Genomic DNA, 16,525 nt, shown 5'->3' with positions numbered 1-16,525 from the left:
TTCACACGCTCCTTTTACTGGCTAAAAAACTTCTTCATTTTTTGGAACAGGCCGTGCTGTTCTTCGACGCCTGCTTCCCCGCTAATCTCTTCGAACTCACGAAGCAGTTCTTTTTGACGGTCGGTCATGTTCGTCGGTGTCATGACGACGATATTGACGTACTGGTCGCCGTTGCCGCCGCCGCGGACGCTCGGCATCCCTTTGCCGCGCAAGCGGAATTTCGACCCGGTCTGCGTGCCGGCTGGTACTTTTAGGCTCACCTTGCCGTGGACGGTTGGCACTTCTAGCTCGGCACCGAGTGCTGCTTGTGCGTATGTGACCGGCATCTCCATCGTGATGTGTTGGTCGACCCGTTCAAAGATCTCGTGGGCCCGGACGCGGACGACGATATATAGGTCTCCAGCTGGTCCGCCGTTATAACCTGGGCCGCCTTTACCGGAGAGACGGATTTGTTGGCCGTTGTCAATCCCGGCTGGAATCTTGACTTCGACTTGCTTCTGTTTCTTGACGTGGCCAGAACCATGGCACGTTTCACATTTTTCTTTAATCGTCTTCCCGCTGCCGTGACATTGGCTACACGTCCGCTGGTTGACCATCCGCCCGAGAATCGTGTTCTGTTCAACCGTCTCGACGCCGCTACCGCCACAACGGCCACACGTCTCTGGTTTCGTTCCTGGTTTGGCACCGCTGCCCATGCACGTGTCACATTCCACTTCGATCTCGAGGTCGATTGTTTCCGTCTTGCCGGTCACGCTCTCCATGAAATCGAGATCGACGACGTATTGATAATCTTCGCCGCGACGTGGAGCGTTCGGGTCTTGACGACGTCCGCCGCCACCGAAGAACATGTCAAAGATGTCACCGAAGCCACCTTGGAAGTCGCCACCGCCACCGAACTGGCTGGCCCCTTCAAAACCGAAGCGGTCATACTGGGCCCGTTTCTGCTCGTCTGACAGCACTTCATATGCTTCTCCGAGCTCTTTAAATTTATCGGCCGCATCCGGCTCTTGGTTAATGTCTGGATGATATTGTCGTGCGAGCTTACGATATGCCCGCTTGATGTCTTGTGCCGAGGCCGATTTATCCAGGCCAAGCACTTCATAATAATCTCGTTTCGCCACGTTACTCTCTCCTCTACACTGTCTAAACTAAGATTCTACCGAATCTACCTTAACATGGAAAGAGCCAAAGCAGAAACCTGCTTTGGCGCTCTCCTATCTATCGGTTGCCTTATTTACGATCGTCGAGGTCTTCAAACTCCGCGTCGACGACGTTGTCGTCTTTCGCTTCCGTCTGTGTCTCGGCACCTTCAGCACCTTGCTCTTCAGCCATGTTCGCATATACTTTTTGCGTCAATTCTTGAACGACGTTTGACAATTCGTCTTTCGCCGTACGGATTGCTTCGAGGTCTGTGCCTTCGAGTGCTGACTTGGCTTTTTCTTTCGCCGCTTCAGCACGTTCTTTGTCAGCCGCATCGACTTTGTCGCCAAGGTCTTTGATCGCTTTGTCTGTCGCGAAGACGAGTTGGTCCGTTTCGTTGCGGAGTTCGGCTTCTTCTTTACGCTGTTTGTCCGCTTCTGCGTTCGCTTCCGCTTCTTTTACCATGCGCTCGATTTCAGCCTCATCGATACCTGAAGACGATTGGATCGTGATTGACTGCTCTTTGTTCGTACCGAGGTCTTTCGCCGATACGTGAACGATTCCGTTCGCATCGATGTCGAATTTGACTTCGATTTGCGGCACACCGCGTGGTGCCGGCGGGATGTCCGTCAATTGGAAGCGGCCGAGCGTCTTGTTATCCGGCGCCATCGGACGTTCCCCTTGGAGGACGTGGATGTCTACGGCCGGCTGGTTGTCAGCTGCCGTCGAGAAGACTTGTGATTTCGAAGTCGGGATCGTCGTGTTACGGTCAATCAACTTCGTCATCACGCCACCCATCGTCTCGATACCGAGCGAGAGCGGAGTCACGTCGAGAAGGACGACGTCTTTGACGTCACCAGCGAGGACACCACCTTGGATGGCTGCACCGAGAGCAACAACTTCATCCGGGTTGACACCTTTGAACGGCTCTTTTTTCGTGAAGTCGTGAATTGCTTTTTGGACCGCTGGGATACGTGTCGAACCACCGACGAGGATGATCTTGTCGAGGTCAGATGGTGTGAGCCCAGAGTCTTTCAAGGCACGGCGTGTCGGTTCCATCGTGCGCTCGACGAGTTCGGCTGTCAACTCATCAAATTTCGCACGCGTGAGCGTCGTTTCAAGGTGAAGCGGACCAGCAGCTCCGGCCGTGATGAACGGAAGGCTGATGTGTGCGCTTGTCACGCCTGAAAGGTCTTTCTTCGCTTTTTCAGCTGCATCTTTTAGACGTTGGAGCGCCATCTTGTCTTGTGCGAGGTCGATGCCGTTCTCTTTTTTGAATTCAGCTACGAGGTAGTCGATGACTTTTTGGTCAAAGTCGTCACCGCCGAGACGGTTGTCCCCTGCAGTAGCGACAACTTCGAAGACACCATCGCCAAGTTCGAGAATCGACACGTCGAACGTACCGCCACCGAGGTCATAGATCAAGATTGTGTGGTCTTCACCTTTATCGAGTCCGTAAGCGAGTGCTGCTGCCGTCGGCTCGTTGATGATCCGTTTGACATCAAGTCCAGCGATTTTCCCTGCATCTTTCGTCGCTTGACGCTCGGCGTCGTTGAAGTAAGCAGGAACAGTGATGACCGCTTCCGTTACTGACTCACCGAGGTAGTCTTCTGCATCTTTTTTCAATTTCTGTAAGATGATCGCCGAAATTTCTTGCGGCGTGAACTTCTTGCCATCGACTTCTACTGTATGAGCCGTACCCATGTGACGTTTGATCGACTGGATCGTGTTCGGGTTTGTGATCGCTTGACGTTTCGCGACTTCTCCGACTTGACGTTCTTCCCCTTTGAAGGCGACGACAGATGGTGTCGTACGGTTCCCTTCCGCGTTCGAGATGACGACCGCTTCGCCACCTTCCATCACTGCCACACATGAGTTCGTTGTCCCTAAGTCAATTCCGATAATTTTACCCATTGTCTATTCCTCCATCTAATTAAGTAATGTTATTCTGAGACTTTTACCATGCTCGGACGAATGACGCGCCCGTGCATCGTGTATCCTTTTTGAAGCTCCATCGTCACGATCCCTGATTCGAACTCATCGCTCGGCTCTTGCATGACCGCTTGATGATAGTTCGGGTCAAACGGCTGTCCGACCGCTTCGATCGCTTCGACGTTCTCACCGTTCAAGACGTCGAGCAACTGGCGGTGAATCATGTCGACACCGGCTTGAATCTGCTTAGCGTCGTCCGAATTCGCTTCGACTTGGAGCGCACGCTCAAAGTTGTCGATGAGCGGGATCAATTTCTCGACGACCGTCTGCGACGCGAATTTCACGCGTTTTGCGTTCTCTTCGTTCGTCCGGCGTCGGAAGTTGTCAAAATCCGCGCGAATACGGAGCTCGCTCGCCTTGAGCGCATCGATTTCTTTTTGTAAATCCGTCCCCTCAGAAGTTTCTTCCACAAACTCAACATTTGAAACCTCTTCAGCTTCTACCGTCTCTGTCTGTTTCGGATCAAAATCTTTTTCTTCGAGCACTTCTTCTGGCTCTGGCCCATTCTGTTTGTCAGTTGTCATAATGAGGCTCCTTTCCATCACTCTTCTAATTTCGTTCGCCTGAGCGCCTCAATGATTTGTCCCATCATCTGAACCCCGTGTCGATAATCCATCCGGGTCGGTCCGATCATCGCGATCGTCCCGAACGTCTGACCGTCGAGCGTATAGTCGGACGTGATGACGCTACAATTTTGAAGCGCGACGATGCCATTCTCGCTTCCAATGCTCACATAAATCTCGCGGTTTGGCAACGATTCGAGCCAGTCGGTCAACCGCTCCTGCTCGTCGATCCATTCAAGGAACGGACGCAACGTATCAAGCGTCTGGAACTCAGGTTGGTTGAAGATGTTCTTCTTCCCGCCTAGGTAGAGCGAAGCAGGATGTTGGACGCCGACGGTCGATTGAATGAGTTGCATCATGAACTCGAATTGTTCCTGATGCGCGAGTCGAAGCTTGGACACTTCTTCTCCGATCCGGAACTTCAGCTGACCGAGTGGAGTTCCTTTCAGACGATCGTTCAAGAAGCGGATCGTCTGTTCGACCAGGTCCGGCGCCATCGGAGATTCGAATACGACCGTCCGATGTTCGACGTGGCCTTGATCAGTCACGATCAAGACGACGCCACGCCTTTCGTCGAGCGGCATCAAATCAATCCGGGCCAGCCGATTCATCTGGCTGTTCGGACCGAGCGCCACCGTCGTATAATTGGTCAGGTCAGAGAGTAGGTCGGCGGCTTGACGGATGAGCACTTCCGACTCTTGGGCCGAGGCACGTAGCCGCTCGCCAAGGCGATACGTCTCCCGCTCGTCGATGATTTTCGTCTCGACGAGATGGTCGACATAATACCGATAGCCGACTTCGGACGGGATGCGTCCGGCCGACGTATGCGGCTTTTCAATCAGACCCATATCTTCTAAATCAGCCATGTCGTTCCGAATCGTCGCCGAACTGAATGACAAGTCATCCCGCTTCGATAACGTCCGCGAACCGACTGGTTGGGCCGTTTGAATATAATCATCAATGATGGCTCGTAAAATGAGCAATTGTCTCTCTGTCAGCACAACGTCACTCCTCTCTGAAGGATTGGCCTCGCTTTATTAGCACTCATATTTACTGAGTGCTAATCACACTTCAAATATTATCATGTTCTCCATATTTGTCAATTCATTCGCATCATTTTTTCCAGCCCCATAGAGCCTTCCGGTATGCATGTTTCTTCAAGTTTCGGTATGATACGAATTGAGGTGATTAGATGTTTACAACACAACAATTTAACGTATTCACGCAAGACGGACTCGATGCCCGCATGGCAGGCATCCGCTCTGAGATTCAACCGCTGTTCCACCGAATCTATGAGGAGGTCGGTCCCCAACTCGAGGCCGATGTCGGTGTCCCGCTTTACTTGCATGTCGCCAAACATGCCCGTCGGACGGTCAATCCACCGAAAGACACGTGGATGGCGATCGGCCATGACAAACGCGGCTATAAGAAACATCCCCATTTCCAAGTCGGGTTATTCGACGACCGGGTCTTCGTCTGGCTCGCGTTCATCTATGAGATGCCGAACAAAGAAGCGATCGGCCGTCGACTCATGACGATCGACTTCAAATCAGAGTTCCCCGACTTCCATATCGCCGGGGACCATATGAAAAAAGACGCGTTCTTAATCGAGGATTCGTCAGCTGAATCGATCGAAGCGATCACAGAACGGTTCGCGACGGTGAAGAAAGCGGACTTCTTGATCGGTCGTCAACTTCCGGCCGATGCGTCGATTCTGCAAAACGAAGCCGCCTTCCTGGCGCTCGTCGAGGATACGTTCAGCCGGCTCATGCCGATTTACCGCGATCTTGTCTTATAAGCAAAACAAGGGCGAACCCAATCCGGGTTCGCCCTTGTTTGTTATGACATCGATGTCTGTTCCGGTGAGTCGCTCATCCGTGCCTCGCCGATGAAGGCAGCGAACGCCTCGTTGGCGAGCGGGAGCCCAGATTCGGTCAAGCGGACGTGTGTGTCCGTCGTCTCGATCAACCGTTTTGCCTCGAGTTCCGACAAGACATGCCCGAATACCGAACGCATCGACACACCATACTTCGACTCGAACGTCGCAAACGACACGCCTTGACGCATCCGGAGTCCAAGGAACAGTTCCTCTTCCATCTTCTCGACCGTCTCGAGCGTCGTCGTATTGCGAACCGGTAGCCCTTCCGCCTTGATATAGTGCGGAATCGGCGCGATGTTCGCCCGACGCTCCCCGTTCAAATAACTGTGCGCCCCAGCCCCGAAACCATAATACTCTTCGTTGCGCCAGTACACTTGGTTGTGACGGCTTTCGCGTCCTTCGAGGCTATAGTTCGAGATCTCATACTGTTTCAAGCCTCGACGTTCGAGCGTCTCCATCACTTTCAAGTACATCTCGACTTCGATATCCTCGCCCGGGAGGCGCAACTTCCCTTTCCGCTCTTGAATCGCGAACACGGTGTGCGGCTCGAGAATCAACGAATAGGAAGAAACGTGTTGGATTGGGAGCTGGAACGCCAAGTCGAGGTCGCGCTCAATCTGTTCGAGCGTCTGTTCCGGCAAGCCGAACATCAAGTCGATCGAGATGTTATCGAATCGCTTCGCCGCTTCCGTCACGGTCGCGAACACGTCATCGGCCCGGTGTGTCCGTCCGATTCGTTCGAGTCCACCGTCATCGAACGTCTGGACGCCGAAACTGACGCGGTTGACCCCTCCATGTTTCATCGTATCGAGCTTCTCGGCGCTCACGAAGTTCGGATTCGCCTCGACCGAGTATTCGAGGTCTGGCGACGCGAGCGGGAGCAAGTGACGCGCGACCATGTCCATGAGACGTTTCATCTGCGCCTCATTGAGGGCGGTCGGTGTCCCGCCGCCGATAAAGATCGTCTCAATCGTATCGGTCGGGTATTGTTCGAGCGAGAGTTTGATTTCTCGTTCTAATGCATCTAAATAGTCATCAACCGGTTGGTTCTTCAAGAACACCTTGTTGAAATCGCAGTAATAACAAATATGTTCACAAAATGGAATGTGAAGATATACGGCTTTAGCCATGGCGGCCACCCCTTTCTTCTCTTCCATTTATAACGCTTTTCACGCCGTGACGCCACTCTGCACGTTCAATCGAACCGATGAATGAACAGACCACTCTTTAATTTCGGTTCGAACCACGTCGATTTTGGCGGCATTTGACCGCTCTCGTCGGCGACGCGCATCAGCTCTTCCATCGCCGTGGCGTGACACGTCAACACGACGACGTCATCACGTTCAGCCAAGTCGGCGAGGCGCGTCGGGGCATCTTTGCCGCCGATGAAATCGATTCGTTTGTCCGTCCGTACGTCTTTGACATGGAAATACGGCTCGAGCACATCCCGTTGCAACGTCGCGACGTCGAGTGCCGTCGTCGTCTGCCGTTTTTTGAGCATAAAATGCTCGCCCCGGTAAGACAAACCGAACGTGCCCCGTTCGTTCGGGACGTGTAAGGCAGGCACCGATTCAATCTCATACGAGAAAGCTAAACCGTCAAGCAACGCTCTGACTTCTTCTGGCGCCACATCGTTCAAAATGCGATGATACGGCAAAATCGTCAGCTCATCGCTCGGGAACAAGACGCCGAGGAAGTGGTCCCGCTCTTGTTTCGATTCCCCTTCATGGATCGGGCTCCGGGCGACGACAGCTGCGGCTTTGGCCCGGTGATGCCCATCGGCGATATAGATGGCCGGAATGCTGGCCCCGAGCATGATGACGCGTGCTTGATGCTTGGATGGCACGGCATAGCCTTCATGGATGACACCTTCACTGTCCGTGAAGGCAAACAACGCCTCTCCTGTCGTCGCGTCGTCCAAGATGCGACGCAACCCCTCGTCCGGGACGTGACTCATCAAAATCGGGCCGGTGTGCGCTTTCGTCGCCGATACGTGTTCGATCCGTTCACGTTCTTTCACCTCACGTGTGTGCTCGTGGATTTTGATTCTTCCTGCCTCATAATCGGTCACCGAGAACGTGGCGACGAGTCCGGTCTGCACATGTCCGTGGTCGGTGAGCCGGTAGACATAAAACCCATGTGTCCGCTCGGTCAATTCTGATTCATAGAGCCGTTCGAGCTCATGACGGGCTCTGCGTCCCCAGGCGTCGAGTGGCATGTCCGCCGTGAACAGTTCTGGTTTATCGACCGAAAGAAAAGAATGGGGACGCTGATCGACGTCTTCACGCGCCTGTTCGACAGTGACGATATCGTACGGGGCGGCAGCGACCGCCTCAGGGTGTTTCGGCATATACGGGGCAAACGGTTTAAATACGACCATGGTCATTCCTCCTTAAAATTCGCGGACGCGCATGACACCCTCGATGTCATATAGGGCATGCACGGATAACGTCTCATGTTTATGGTTGTCGATGTCGATCAACGTATAGGCCACATCGTTGCGGCTCCGGTTGACCATATTATCGATATTGATGCCGTTTTCGGCGAGCCGGCTCGCGATTTGACCGACCATGTTCGGGACGTTCAAATGGAGCACGGCCAAACGCCGCTTGCCGACATACGGGAGCTCCGCGTTCGGGAAGTTGGCCGAGTTACGGATGTTACCGGTCTCTAAGTACAGTTTGAGCGTATCGACGGCTTGAATCGCACAGTTCACCTCAGACTCGTGCGTCGACGCCCCGAGATGCGGGAAGGCGACGACTTGCGGATGACCGAGCAGCGCCTGTTTCGGGAAGTCGGTGATGTACGTCGCGACGTTCTCATCGAGCGCCTCGAGCAAATCGGAATCGTTCACGAGCTCACCGCGGGCAAAATTCAACACGGTGGCGCCCGGTTTCATCTGTTTGAACCACGTCGCGTCGATCATGTGACGCGTGTCATCGGTGAGCGGCATATGAATCGACAGGATATCGACATCGGCGAGCAATTCGCTCAACTGCTTCGCCCGCTTCACTTGTTGCGAGATGTTCCACGCCGCGTCGACCGATAAATGCGGGTCGTAGCCGACGACGTCGATGCCAAGGTGGAGCAGGTCGTTGGCGAGCGACGCGCCGATCGCACCGAGACCGATGATCCCGACTCGCTTGCCTCTTAGCTCAGACCCGACAAAGCGCCGTTTCTCGTCTTCCATCGCCTGCTCGAGCGACGCCTGATCGGAAAACGTATGACCGTTGACCCAGTTCGTCCCTTCTAAAATCGGTCGAACCGACAACAGCATGCTGGCGAGCACGAGTTCCTTGACGGCGTTCGCATTCGCACCCGGTGTATGGAAGACGACGACGCCTTGACGAGCTAACCGTTCGAGCGGAATGTTGTTCACACCGGCACCGGCCCGGGCGATGGCCAGCAAATAGGGCGGGATGTCCGCCTGATGGACGTCATGACTCCGAATGACCCAGGCGTCGGCTTGCTCCGCATCATTGACGGCGTACTCGCTCGGTTCGAAGCGTCTTAGCCCGTCTTTGGCGATTTGGTTATACGTTTTTATATGAAACATCTTGTCCCTCCTGTTCAAACTCGTGCATCACGTCAATGAGACGCGTCACACCTTCAAGTGGCATCGCATTATAAAGGCTCGCTCGAAGACCCCCGACCGACCGATGACCCCCGAGCTCGATCAACCCGCGCATCTCCGCAAACTGCCGGAACGCTTCATCCGTCGCGTCATTTCCGCTCGTGAACGGGATATTCGTCAGCGACCGATCCTTGCCGGAGACGAGCGCGTGAAATACCGGTGACGTATCCAAGGCGTCATATAACAGCTTGCTCTTCTTTTCGTTACGGCGTTCCATCTCGTCGACGCCCCCTTCGGTCTCGACCCAAGCGAGAACCCGCTCAGCGACATATAAACTGAACGTCGACGGGGTGTTGAGTAGCGTGTCGACATGCTTGCTGTAAGCCAGATACGACGGCAAATCGCGCTCAGTGACCAAGTCACGACGGATGATGACAATCGTCAATCCGGCCGGACCGATATTTTTTTGGGCACCGGCGTACAAGAGACCATAGCGCTGTACATCGATCGCTTCCGCTAAAATGTTCGACGAGATGTCGGCGACGAGCGGGACGTTCGTATCCGGCAACGTCGTGTAGCGCGTCCCTTCGATCGTATTGTTCAACGTCACGTGAAGATAATCCACATCCTGAATATGTTCCGGCCACTCCGGGATTGCGTCGTAGTTGGATGACGCTGAACTACCGGCGACGATGACGTCACCGAAGTGTTTTGCGTCATTGATCGCTTTCTTCGACCATGTCCCACTGTCGAGATAGGCGAAGCGACCCGATTCCCGCAGGTTCATCGGCACCATTGAAAATTGAAGCGTCGCCCCACCTTGAAGGAACAGGACGGCGTAATCGTCTGGAATCTGCATCAATCGCCGCAGTCTCGTCTCGAGCTGCTCGACGATCGTCGCGAACGTGTCGGAGCGGTGACTCATCTCGACGATGGACACCCCATGTTTATAGGAAAGAAACTCGGCTTGCACTTCTCGTAAGACAGGTTCTGGCAATACGCCCGGCCCTGCTGAAAAATTATATATCGGCACCGCCACTCCTCCTCTATTTATCTGTAAGTGGGTACTATTCCGTACCTGGCCCACCGAATCCTGCCAAATGCGAAAAAAACGCCCTCATCCGTAGATAAGGGCGAACGATTATTCTTCGTCCATCGACAAGACGGACATGAACGCTTCTTGCGGCACTTCGACAGAACCAACCATCTTCATGCGCTTTTTACCTTCTTTTTGTTTCTCGAGCAATTTACGTTTCCGTGAGATATCGCCGCCGTAACATTTGGCGAGGACGTTTTTACGGAGCGCCTTGATTGTCGAACGGGCCACGATCTTCGTTCCGACCGCTGCCTGAATCGGCACTTCGAACTGCATACGCGGAATGAGCGCCTTCAATTTCTCAACGATGACCTTCCCACGTTCGTAGGCGAAATCGCGGTGCACGATGAAGCTGAGCGCATCGACAAGTTCGTTGTTGAGGAGGATATCCATCTTGACGAGGCGTGACGGGCGATAACCAATCAAGTCGTAATCAAGTGACGCATATCCTTTCGTGCTCGACTTCAACTGGTCGAAGAAGTCATAGACGATTTCACTGAGCGGGATGTCATACGTGATTTTGACACGCGTCGTATCGATATATTGCATGTCGATGAAACTGCCGCGCTTCTTCTGACAAAGTTCCATGATGGCGCCGACATAGTCGTTCGGTGTCATGATGGCCGCTTTGACGTAAGGCTCTTCAATCGACTCGACTTTTTGTTGTTCCGGCATTTTCGACGGGTTATCGACATGGATGACGTCGCCGGCCGTCGTTGTGACGTGATAGATAACCGATGGAGCCGTCGTGATCAAGTCGATCCCGAACTCACGCTCGATTCGCTCTTGAATGATTTCCATGTGAAGCATGCCGAGGAATCCGCTGCGGAATCCGAAACCAAGTGCTTGCGACGTCTCCGGCTCGAATTCGAGCGCCGCATCCGATAACTGAAGCCGTTCGAGCGCTTCACGTAAATCGTTATATTTGGCAGCATCGATCGGATACAGACCACAGTACACCATCGGGTTCATTTTCCGGTAGCCCGGGAGCTGTTCCGTCGATGGATTTTTAGCGAGCGTGATCGTATCACCGACGCGGACGTCGCCGACCGTCTTGATTGACGCCGATAACGTACCGACATCACCGACGTTCAGTTCCTTCACCGAGACCGGTTTCGGTGTCGAGACGCCGAGATCCGTCACGTCGAACGATTTACCGGTCGACATCATTTGGACTTTGTCCCCGACTTTGACCGAACCGTTGACGATTCGGATCGAGGCGACGACGCCACGATAGGCGTCATAATACGAGTCGAAGATAAGTGCTTGGAGCGGTGCCGACGGGTCACCGGTCGGTGGCGGAACGAGTTCGACGACTTGCTCGAGAATCTCTTCAATCCCGATTCCCGCCTTGGCAGAAGCCGGCACAGCGTCACTAGCGTCAAGTCCGATCACATCCTCAATTTCTTGACGGACGCGTTCGACGTCAGCCGATGGCAAGTCGATCTTGTTGATGACCGGGATGATTTCAAGGTCGTTATCAAGCGCGAGATAAACGTTCGCGAGTGTCTGAGCTTCAATCCCTTGAGCCGCATCGACGACAAGGACCGCCCCTTCACAGGCTGCGAGCGAACGCGACACTTCATATGTGAAGTCGACGTGTCCCGGTGTATCGATCAAATGAAGGATGTACTCTTCGCCATCTTTTGCGGTATAGTTCAATTTAACGGCGTTCAATTTGATTGTGATCCCACGTTCCCGTTCGAGATCCATCGCATCAAGCGTCTGTTCTTTCATTTCACGCGCTGTGAGCGCACCAGTTCTCTCGAGAATCCGGTCAGCGAGTGTCGACTTCCCATGGTCGATGTGGGCGATGATGGAAAAGTTCCGTATTCTCTTCTGACGATTCTCTAATTCTTGTTTGTTCATATATGGGTTCACCTATCCTTCTCATGCATACCGTGTCATTATATCAAAATCCTAAGTTAATGTGTACGACCTACTACAACAATACCACATATAGTTTTCAGAATAATCATCAAGTGGTTGCTTTTCGAATAACCGTTTGCTACAATTGTGCTTGTTCTGTTGAATGATTACTTGAAGTAATGAGAACATACACTTTCTTGTTTCAGGAGGTGAAATAACATGGCAAATATCAAATCAGCAATCAAACGTGCAAAAACTTCTGAAAAGCGTCGCGTAGCGAACTCGCAAGAGAAAGCAGCAATGCGTACAGCAGTAAAACGTGTTGATACTCTCGTTGTAGAAGGTAACAAAGAAGCAGCTCAAGAAGCTTTCGTCCTCGCTACGAAGAAAATCGACAAGGCTGCAGCAAAAGGTCTAATCCACCAAAACAAAGCAGGTCGTGACAAATCACGTCTCGCAGCTCGCATCGCAGCTCTCTAATTAGAGACTAAAACGAAACAGCCGCCTCCATTAGGAGCCGGCTGTTTTTTCGTATTTCATCACGTAATGGGGTCCAATCCCTGGAATGTCAAACGCGTCACCAACCGTCACCAATCCGTTCCGTTCATAGAACCGGACGGCGATCGCTCGAGCGTTGCACCACCACGAATCACTGACCGCTTCATGCAACGCCTGTAAAAAGGACGAGCCAATTCCTCGGCCAGCAAATGCCGGGTCCGTTGCCATCCCTCTAAGCTGATACGGCACCGTCTGACCGTCGAAGTCACGCCCCACTTCCATCACGGTCGCAATCGACACGACACGACCGTCTTCGACCCAAGCATAGTGGCGTGTCGTCTCGGCGTCATCCCCTTCAAAATAACATGTCTCGACTGCCTGTCCCGGCCGTAACACTTCATGCCGAAGCGGAATCACGTCCACGAGTCTCACTTCCTGTAATCCCATGTCTTCACCTCACAGTAACGTTAATTGGCAGACGAGTGTGTCAAAGACGATTTGCTTGTCGCCCCGTCCCGTCTTCATCGCCTCGTCCGCATCGGCAATCATCGTCAGCGCCCGGGCGAGCTGGGCCTCTGAGAAATTCCGGCTCGCTTGTGAGGCGAGTTTTACCGTATATGGATGCGCCCCGATTTTCGAGGCGATCTGCTTCTCGCCATAACCTTTCTCGGTCAACTGTTTGGCCAGATACATATTCCGGTACTGCCGGGCGAGGAGCGACAACAGACCGATCAATTCCTGCCCCTGTTTCTCCAAGTCCCGTACAAGCCGAAGCGCAGCATCCGCACGTCGGGCCACTAAAAACTCGGATAGCTGGAATACGTTATCCTCGAGCGTCCGCGGGACCAAGTCGTTGACGATCTCCATCGGGATGTCGGCGCCTTCACTCGCATAAAGTTGTAATTTCTCAAGCTCGCGCACGAGTTTTCCCCAATCGTCCTGACAGAGGAACAACAGACGCTCGACGGTCGCCCGCTCCATCTTTTGACCACGACGATTCAATTCGTCGCCGACGTAACGCATTAATTCGGATTGGCTCGGTTTTTTCGCTTCGAGGACGATGGCCCGTTCTTTCAGGCGTTTGACAACTTTTTTTCGTTCATCGAGTTTTTCCGCTTCAATGACAAAGACGAGCACAGAGTAAGGCGCCGGTTGTAAGACGTATTCCGTCAAGCGCTCGACGTTTTGTTTCTGCTTTTCTTTCGCCCCCGTCAAAAACTGGGCATGTTTGACGATGACGGTCCGATACTCACTGAAAAAAGGTACCGTCTCCGCTTCATCAAGCGCCGTATCGAGTGACGTCTCGTGCAAGTCGAGCTGCATGACATCAAATTGATCACCAGACGGGTTGGCGGCTTTGATGATCGCCCGTTCCCACGTCTCTAGTAAATATTTCTCTGTCCCAAATAGGACATATACGTTCGACAACTTTCCGTTATGCAGCCACGGTTCATTCAAAACACACACCACTTTCACAATTTATTCTTATCTAAACATAGATTATCCTTCACTGATTCGCTATACTTAGGACGGAACCATTTCAAGGAGGGACTCACTATGCATATTAACTCTGTTCGCCCACAAAGCGAAAACCCGTTCGAGAACGACGTGCAGTGCAAACGTAACGATGCCATCGATTCAGCAATCGGCTTCATCGTCCCGTTCGGCTTTTTCTTCACCATCTTCGCGATCGGTGTCCTCATCAAGTTCTTGAGCTTATAAGTCAGTCAGAAAGCGATTGCCCCGGGGGAGCAATCGCTTTTTTAGTTTATCATAGATTTCTTGGAGTGACCCCCCTCGTTACGATCCCGCGACAGCGATTTCGTTCACAGACGACCATCCCGTCCTCGTCCGTCCGCAATAACCGTCTTCCTTCGATTCGCTCTAACGTGTCGGGGTGGGGGTGACCGTAGCGATTGTTCGCCCCGACGCTGACGACAATCCATTCCGGATCGACCCGCTCAATCAACTCACGACTCGAGGATGAGTCCGCCCCGTGATGTCCGAGCTTGAATACATCGACGTCGACGGTCGGGATCATCCCTTCCCGTGTGTCCGGTAAGTCTCCGGTCAATAAATAAGTGAGGTCCCCAACTTTCATGAACAGTGACACCGAGTTCGCATTCTCATCCTCTCCTGACTCGTCCGGGGCGACGACCCACATCCACGGGTACGGCCTGTCCCCGCTCGACAGGAGCCGGATCGGGACTTGATAAGCCGCCAGCTCGGCCAGTAACTCGTCTCGTTTGCCTTGATCCGCTACTTCCGCCGAGAGCCACACCTCATCGACTTCGATGGACGAGAGCAAACCGGACAGTCCGCCGACATGATCATGATCGGCATGGGTAAGCAGCAAGAAATCGAGACGCGTCTCCCCTCGCTTCCATATGTACGGGGCGACGACATCCGCTCCCGGATCATACGTGGACCGTTTCGATTCCTTCGGGTCTTGAAACACTCCGCCGACATCGATGACCCCGGTCACATCGCCATACTCGACGACGATGGCATCGCCCTGCCCGACATCTAGAAACGTGACGCGTGGCTGTTCGGTCCATTCCAACGAGACGTGAAGGAAGAAAAGGGAACTGACGGCCAGCGCCCAGCCCGTCCAGCGCTTCCATTCGAGTAAGATCAACCCACCCCACAGCACGGCAGCGAGCGTTACAGCGTGCCAAAACGTGAACTCGTGCAACGGGAGCCACGGCTGCCAGTCATGGTGCAGTTGGAACGTCCCGTTCAACCCGTCGAGGACCGGATAGAGGAGTGGTTCGGCCGTCGGTACGAGGTACGAGAGCAGTGTGATCGGGATGATGAACCAAGAGATCAACAGCCCGACGAGCACGTTATATACCGGTGCCAACATCGATAGAATTGGTTGCACGGGCCATAGGAAGATGAGACCGAACCATTGCGCATAGATGGCCAATCCGAACGGCCCCTTCCACATCGACCGGGTCACGAGCAAAAATAGCGTCATCGCGACCGTCAATTGAAACCCTAGATTCCAGAACAGATAAGGTTGCACGGCGAGTAGCATCGCGGCACACCAACTCAGTAAACGAATCGGGTCACGGACACGGTAGCCGAACAGCGACAACCCGAGCAACAGATCGGCGACGAGAACGGCCCGTGCGACCGGTGGCGAAAACCCGGTCAGCCAGCCGAACAGCGTGACCGCGGCGATGATGAGTTGCGTCTTCGTCTCCTGACGAAACGGCAAACCGCGCATCAGCCAACGGAACGCCAAAACGAGGAGCGCGATATGTGACCCGGAGATGACGAGCAGATGAAGCAGACCCGTGACCCGGTAAGAGAACGAAGTGTCCTCATCGAGCAATCGGCTCTCCCCAAACAATAACGCCTCCATATATAGCGCCACATCTGGTCGATACGTTGCCTCGATTCTCGCGAGCTGTCGTTCTTTCCAGCGGAGCATCCGCCCAGCTATCCCGTCACTCGGACGACACGCCTCAATGGCGACGTCACTCCCTTTGAACGTCAGACCGGCTCCGAGCGCCCACGCCGACTCATTGAATCCGCCCGTATTACGCAGCGGTGCGAACGGGATGTGCGTGAACGTGACGAGGCACGTCTCTCCGGGACGACCGAGTGCGAGGTCACGACCGGTCAACACACCTTCCGTGCCGTCGATTTGTCCATACAGCCGCGCTGATAGTCCGTTGTCCCGCCGGCTCTCGATGGCGAACAGATAGGGCCCGTCCTCCGGCAACGGTTCGGCGTCAGGACGTACGAACACGAACAGGACGAGCAGGACGGCGCCGATATGTGCATAGACGGATTGACCGCGACAGGTGAACGCGATGGCGACAGACAACAGGAGGCAGAGGGCGACCGACCCGTACATCCCGGCAATGAATAGGCTGATCGGCAATAGTGGATACAGCGGCATG

Annotated in this window: 15 protein-coding genes; 3 read left to right on the top strand and 12 right to left on the bottom strand. The window is 53.7% G+C overall.

Annotated features, from left to right (window positions below; genetic code table 11):
- Window positions 1-14: 14 nt before the first annotated feature.
- The 4 genes from dnaJ to hrcA form a co-directional block, all read right to left on the bottom strand.
- A complete protein-coding gene (dnaJ, locus tag KNP75_RS04910) occupies window positions 15-1,121 on the bottom strand; it encodes a molecular chaperone DnaJ (RefSeq protein ID WP_034778138.1) in 1,107 nt (368 codons plus the stop codon).
- Between the two features lie 109 nt (window positions 1,122-1,230).
- Entirely contained in the window at window positions 1,231-3,054 is a 1,824-nt protein-coding gene (dnaK, locus tag KNP75_RS04905; protein ID WP_215189968.1) for a molecular chaperone DnaK, read from the bottom strand.
- A 29-nt stretch (window positions 3,055-3,083) separates the two neighbouring features.
- Window positions 3,084-3,656: a nucleotide exchange factor GrpE gene (gene grpE, locus KNP75_RS04900; protein ID WP_034778140.1), complete on the bottom strand. Its 573-nt coding sequence runs from the start codon at window positions 3,654-3,656 to the stop codon at window positions 3,084-3,086.
- Between the two features lie 17 nt (window positions 3,657-3,673).
- Window positions 3,674-4,696: a heat-inducible transcriptional repressor HrcA gene (gene hrcA / locus KNP75_RS04895; protein ID WP_214823136.1), complete on the bottom strand. Its 1,023-nt coding sequence runs from the start codon at window positions 4,694-4,696 to the stop codon at window positions 3,674-3,676.
- A 191-nt stretch (window positions 4,697-4,887) separates the two neighbouring features.
- Between hrcA and KNP75_RS04890 the strand changes: the two genes are divergently transcribed.
- Window positions 4,888-5,493 (top strand): DUF1054 domain-containing protein, encoded by a 606-nt coding sequence (locus KNP75_RS04890; RefSeq protein WP_214797268.1) that lies wholly within the window; start codon window positions 4,888-4,890, stop codon window positions 5,491-5,493.
- 41 nt (window positions 5,494-5,534) lie between these two features.
- Here the strand turns inward: KNP75_RS04890 and hemW are convergent, their stop codons facing one another.
- From hemW to lepA, 5 genes are all read right to left on the bottom strand, one after another.
- Complete coding sequence (gene hemW / locus KNP75_RS04885) at window positions 5,535-6,704, bottom strand: radical SAM family heme chaperone HemW (protein WP_214823137.1); 1,170 nt, start codon at window positions 6,702-6,704, stop codon at window positions 5,535-5,537.
- Window positions 6,705-6,769: 65 nt separating this feature from the next.
- Window positions 6,770-7,954, bottom strand: coding sequence for a DUF1015 domain-containing protein (locus tag KNP75_RS04880; protein WP_215189967.1), 1,185 nt, complete (start codon window positions 7,952-7,954; stop codon window positions 6,770-6,772).
- A 12-nt stretch (window positions 7,955-7,966) separates the two neighbouring features.
- Window positions 7,967-9,130 (bottom strand): phosphoglycerate dehydrogenase, encoded by a 1,164-nt coding sequence (locus KNP75_RS04875; protein ID WP_215189966.1) that lies wholly within the window; start codon window positions 9,128-9,130, stop codon window positions 7,967-7,969.
- Complete coding sequence (gene serC, locus KNP75_RS04870; RefSeq protein WP_215189965.1) at window positions 9,108-10,181, bottom strand: 3-phosphoserine/phosphohydroxythreonine transaminase; 1,074 nt, start codon at window positions 10,179-10,181, stop codon at window positions 9,108-9,110. Before serC ends, KNP75_RS04875 begins: the two co-directional genes overlap by 23 nt.
- Before the next feature lie 108 nt (window positions 10,182-10,289).
- Window positions 10,290-12,113: a translation elongation factor 4 gene (gene lepA, locus KNP75_RS04865; protein WP_034778150.1), complete on the bottom strand. Its 1,824-nt coding sequence runs from the start codon at window positions 12,111-12,113 to the stop codon at window positions 10,290-10,292.
- Between the two features lie 219 nt (window positions 12,114-12,332).
- On the opposite strand from lepA, the gene rpsT reads away from it, so the two are divergent.
- Window positions 12,333-12,593 carry a 30S ribosomal protein S20 gene (rpsT, locus tag KNP75_RS04860; RefSeq protein ID WP_034778152.1) on the top strand — a complete coding sequence of 87 codons (261 nt, stop codon included), beginning with the start codon at window positions 12,333-12,335 and terminating at the stop codon, window positions 12,591-12,593.
- 30 nt (window positions 12,594-12,623) lie between these two features.
- Here rpsT and KNP75_RS04855 read toward each other — a convergent pair whose 3' ends face one another.
- Both KNP75_RS04855 and holA read right to left on the bottom strand, forming a co-directional pair.
- Window positions 12,624-13,058: a GNAT family N-acetyltransferase gene (locus KNP75_RS04855; protein ID WP_215189964.1), complete on the bottom strand. Its 435-nt coding sequence runs from the start codon at window positions 13,056-13,058 to the stop codon at window positions 12,624-12,626.
- 9 nt (window positions 13,059-13,067) lie between these two features.
- Complete coding sequence (holA, locus tag KNP75_RS04850) at window positions 13,068-14,078, bottom strand: DNA polymerase III subunit delta (protein ID WP_353049031.1); 1,011 nt, start codon at window positions 14,076-14,078, stop codon at window positions 13,068-13,070.
- 90 nt (window positions 14,079-14,168) lie between these two features.
- On the opposite strand from holA, the gene KNP75_RS04845 reads away from it, so the two are divergent.
- Window positions 14,169-14,333, top strand: coding sequence for a YqzM family protein (locus KNP75_RS04845; protein ID WP_016508105.1), 165 nt, complete (start codon window positions 14,169-14,171; stop codon window positions 14,331-14,333).
- 49 nt (window positions 14,334-14,382) lie between these two features.
- On the opposite strand, the gene KNP75_RS04840 is transcribed toward KNP75_RS04845, so the two are convergent.
- Complete coding sequence (locus tag KNP75_RS04840) at window positions 14,383-16,524, bottom strand: ComEC/Rec2 family competence protein (protein WP_215189963.1); 2,142 nt, start codon at window positions 16,522-16,524, stop codon at window positions 14,383-14,385.
- Window position 16,525: the final 1 nt, after the last annotated feature.

Origin of the sequence: Exiguobacterium sp. s6 (assembly GCF_018618155.1) — a bacterium.
GTDB lineage: Bacteria > Bacillota > Bacilli > Exiguobacteriales > Exiguobacteriaceae > Exiguobacterium > Exiguobacterium mexicanum_A.
This window is presented reverse-complemented; position numbering and strand designations above follow the sequence as displayed.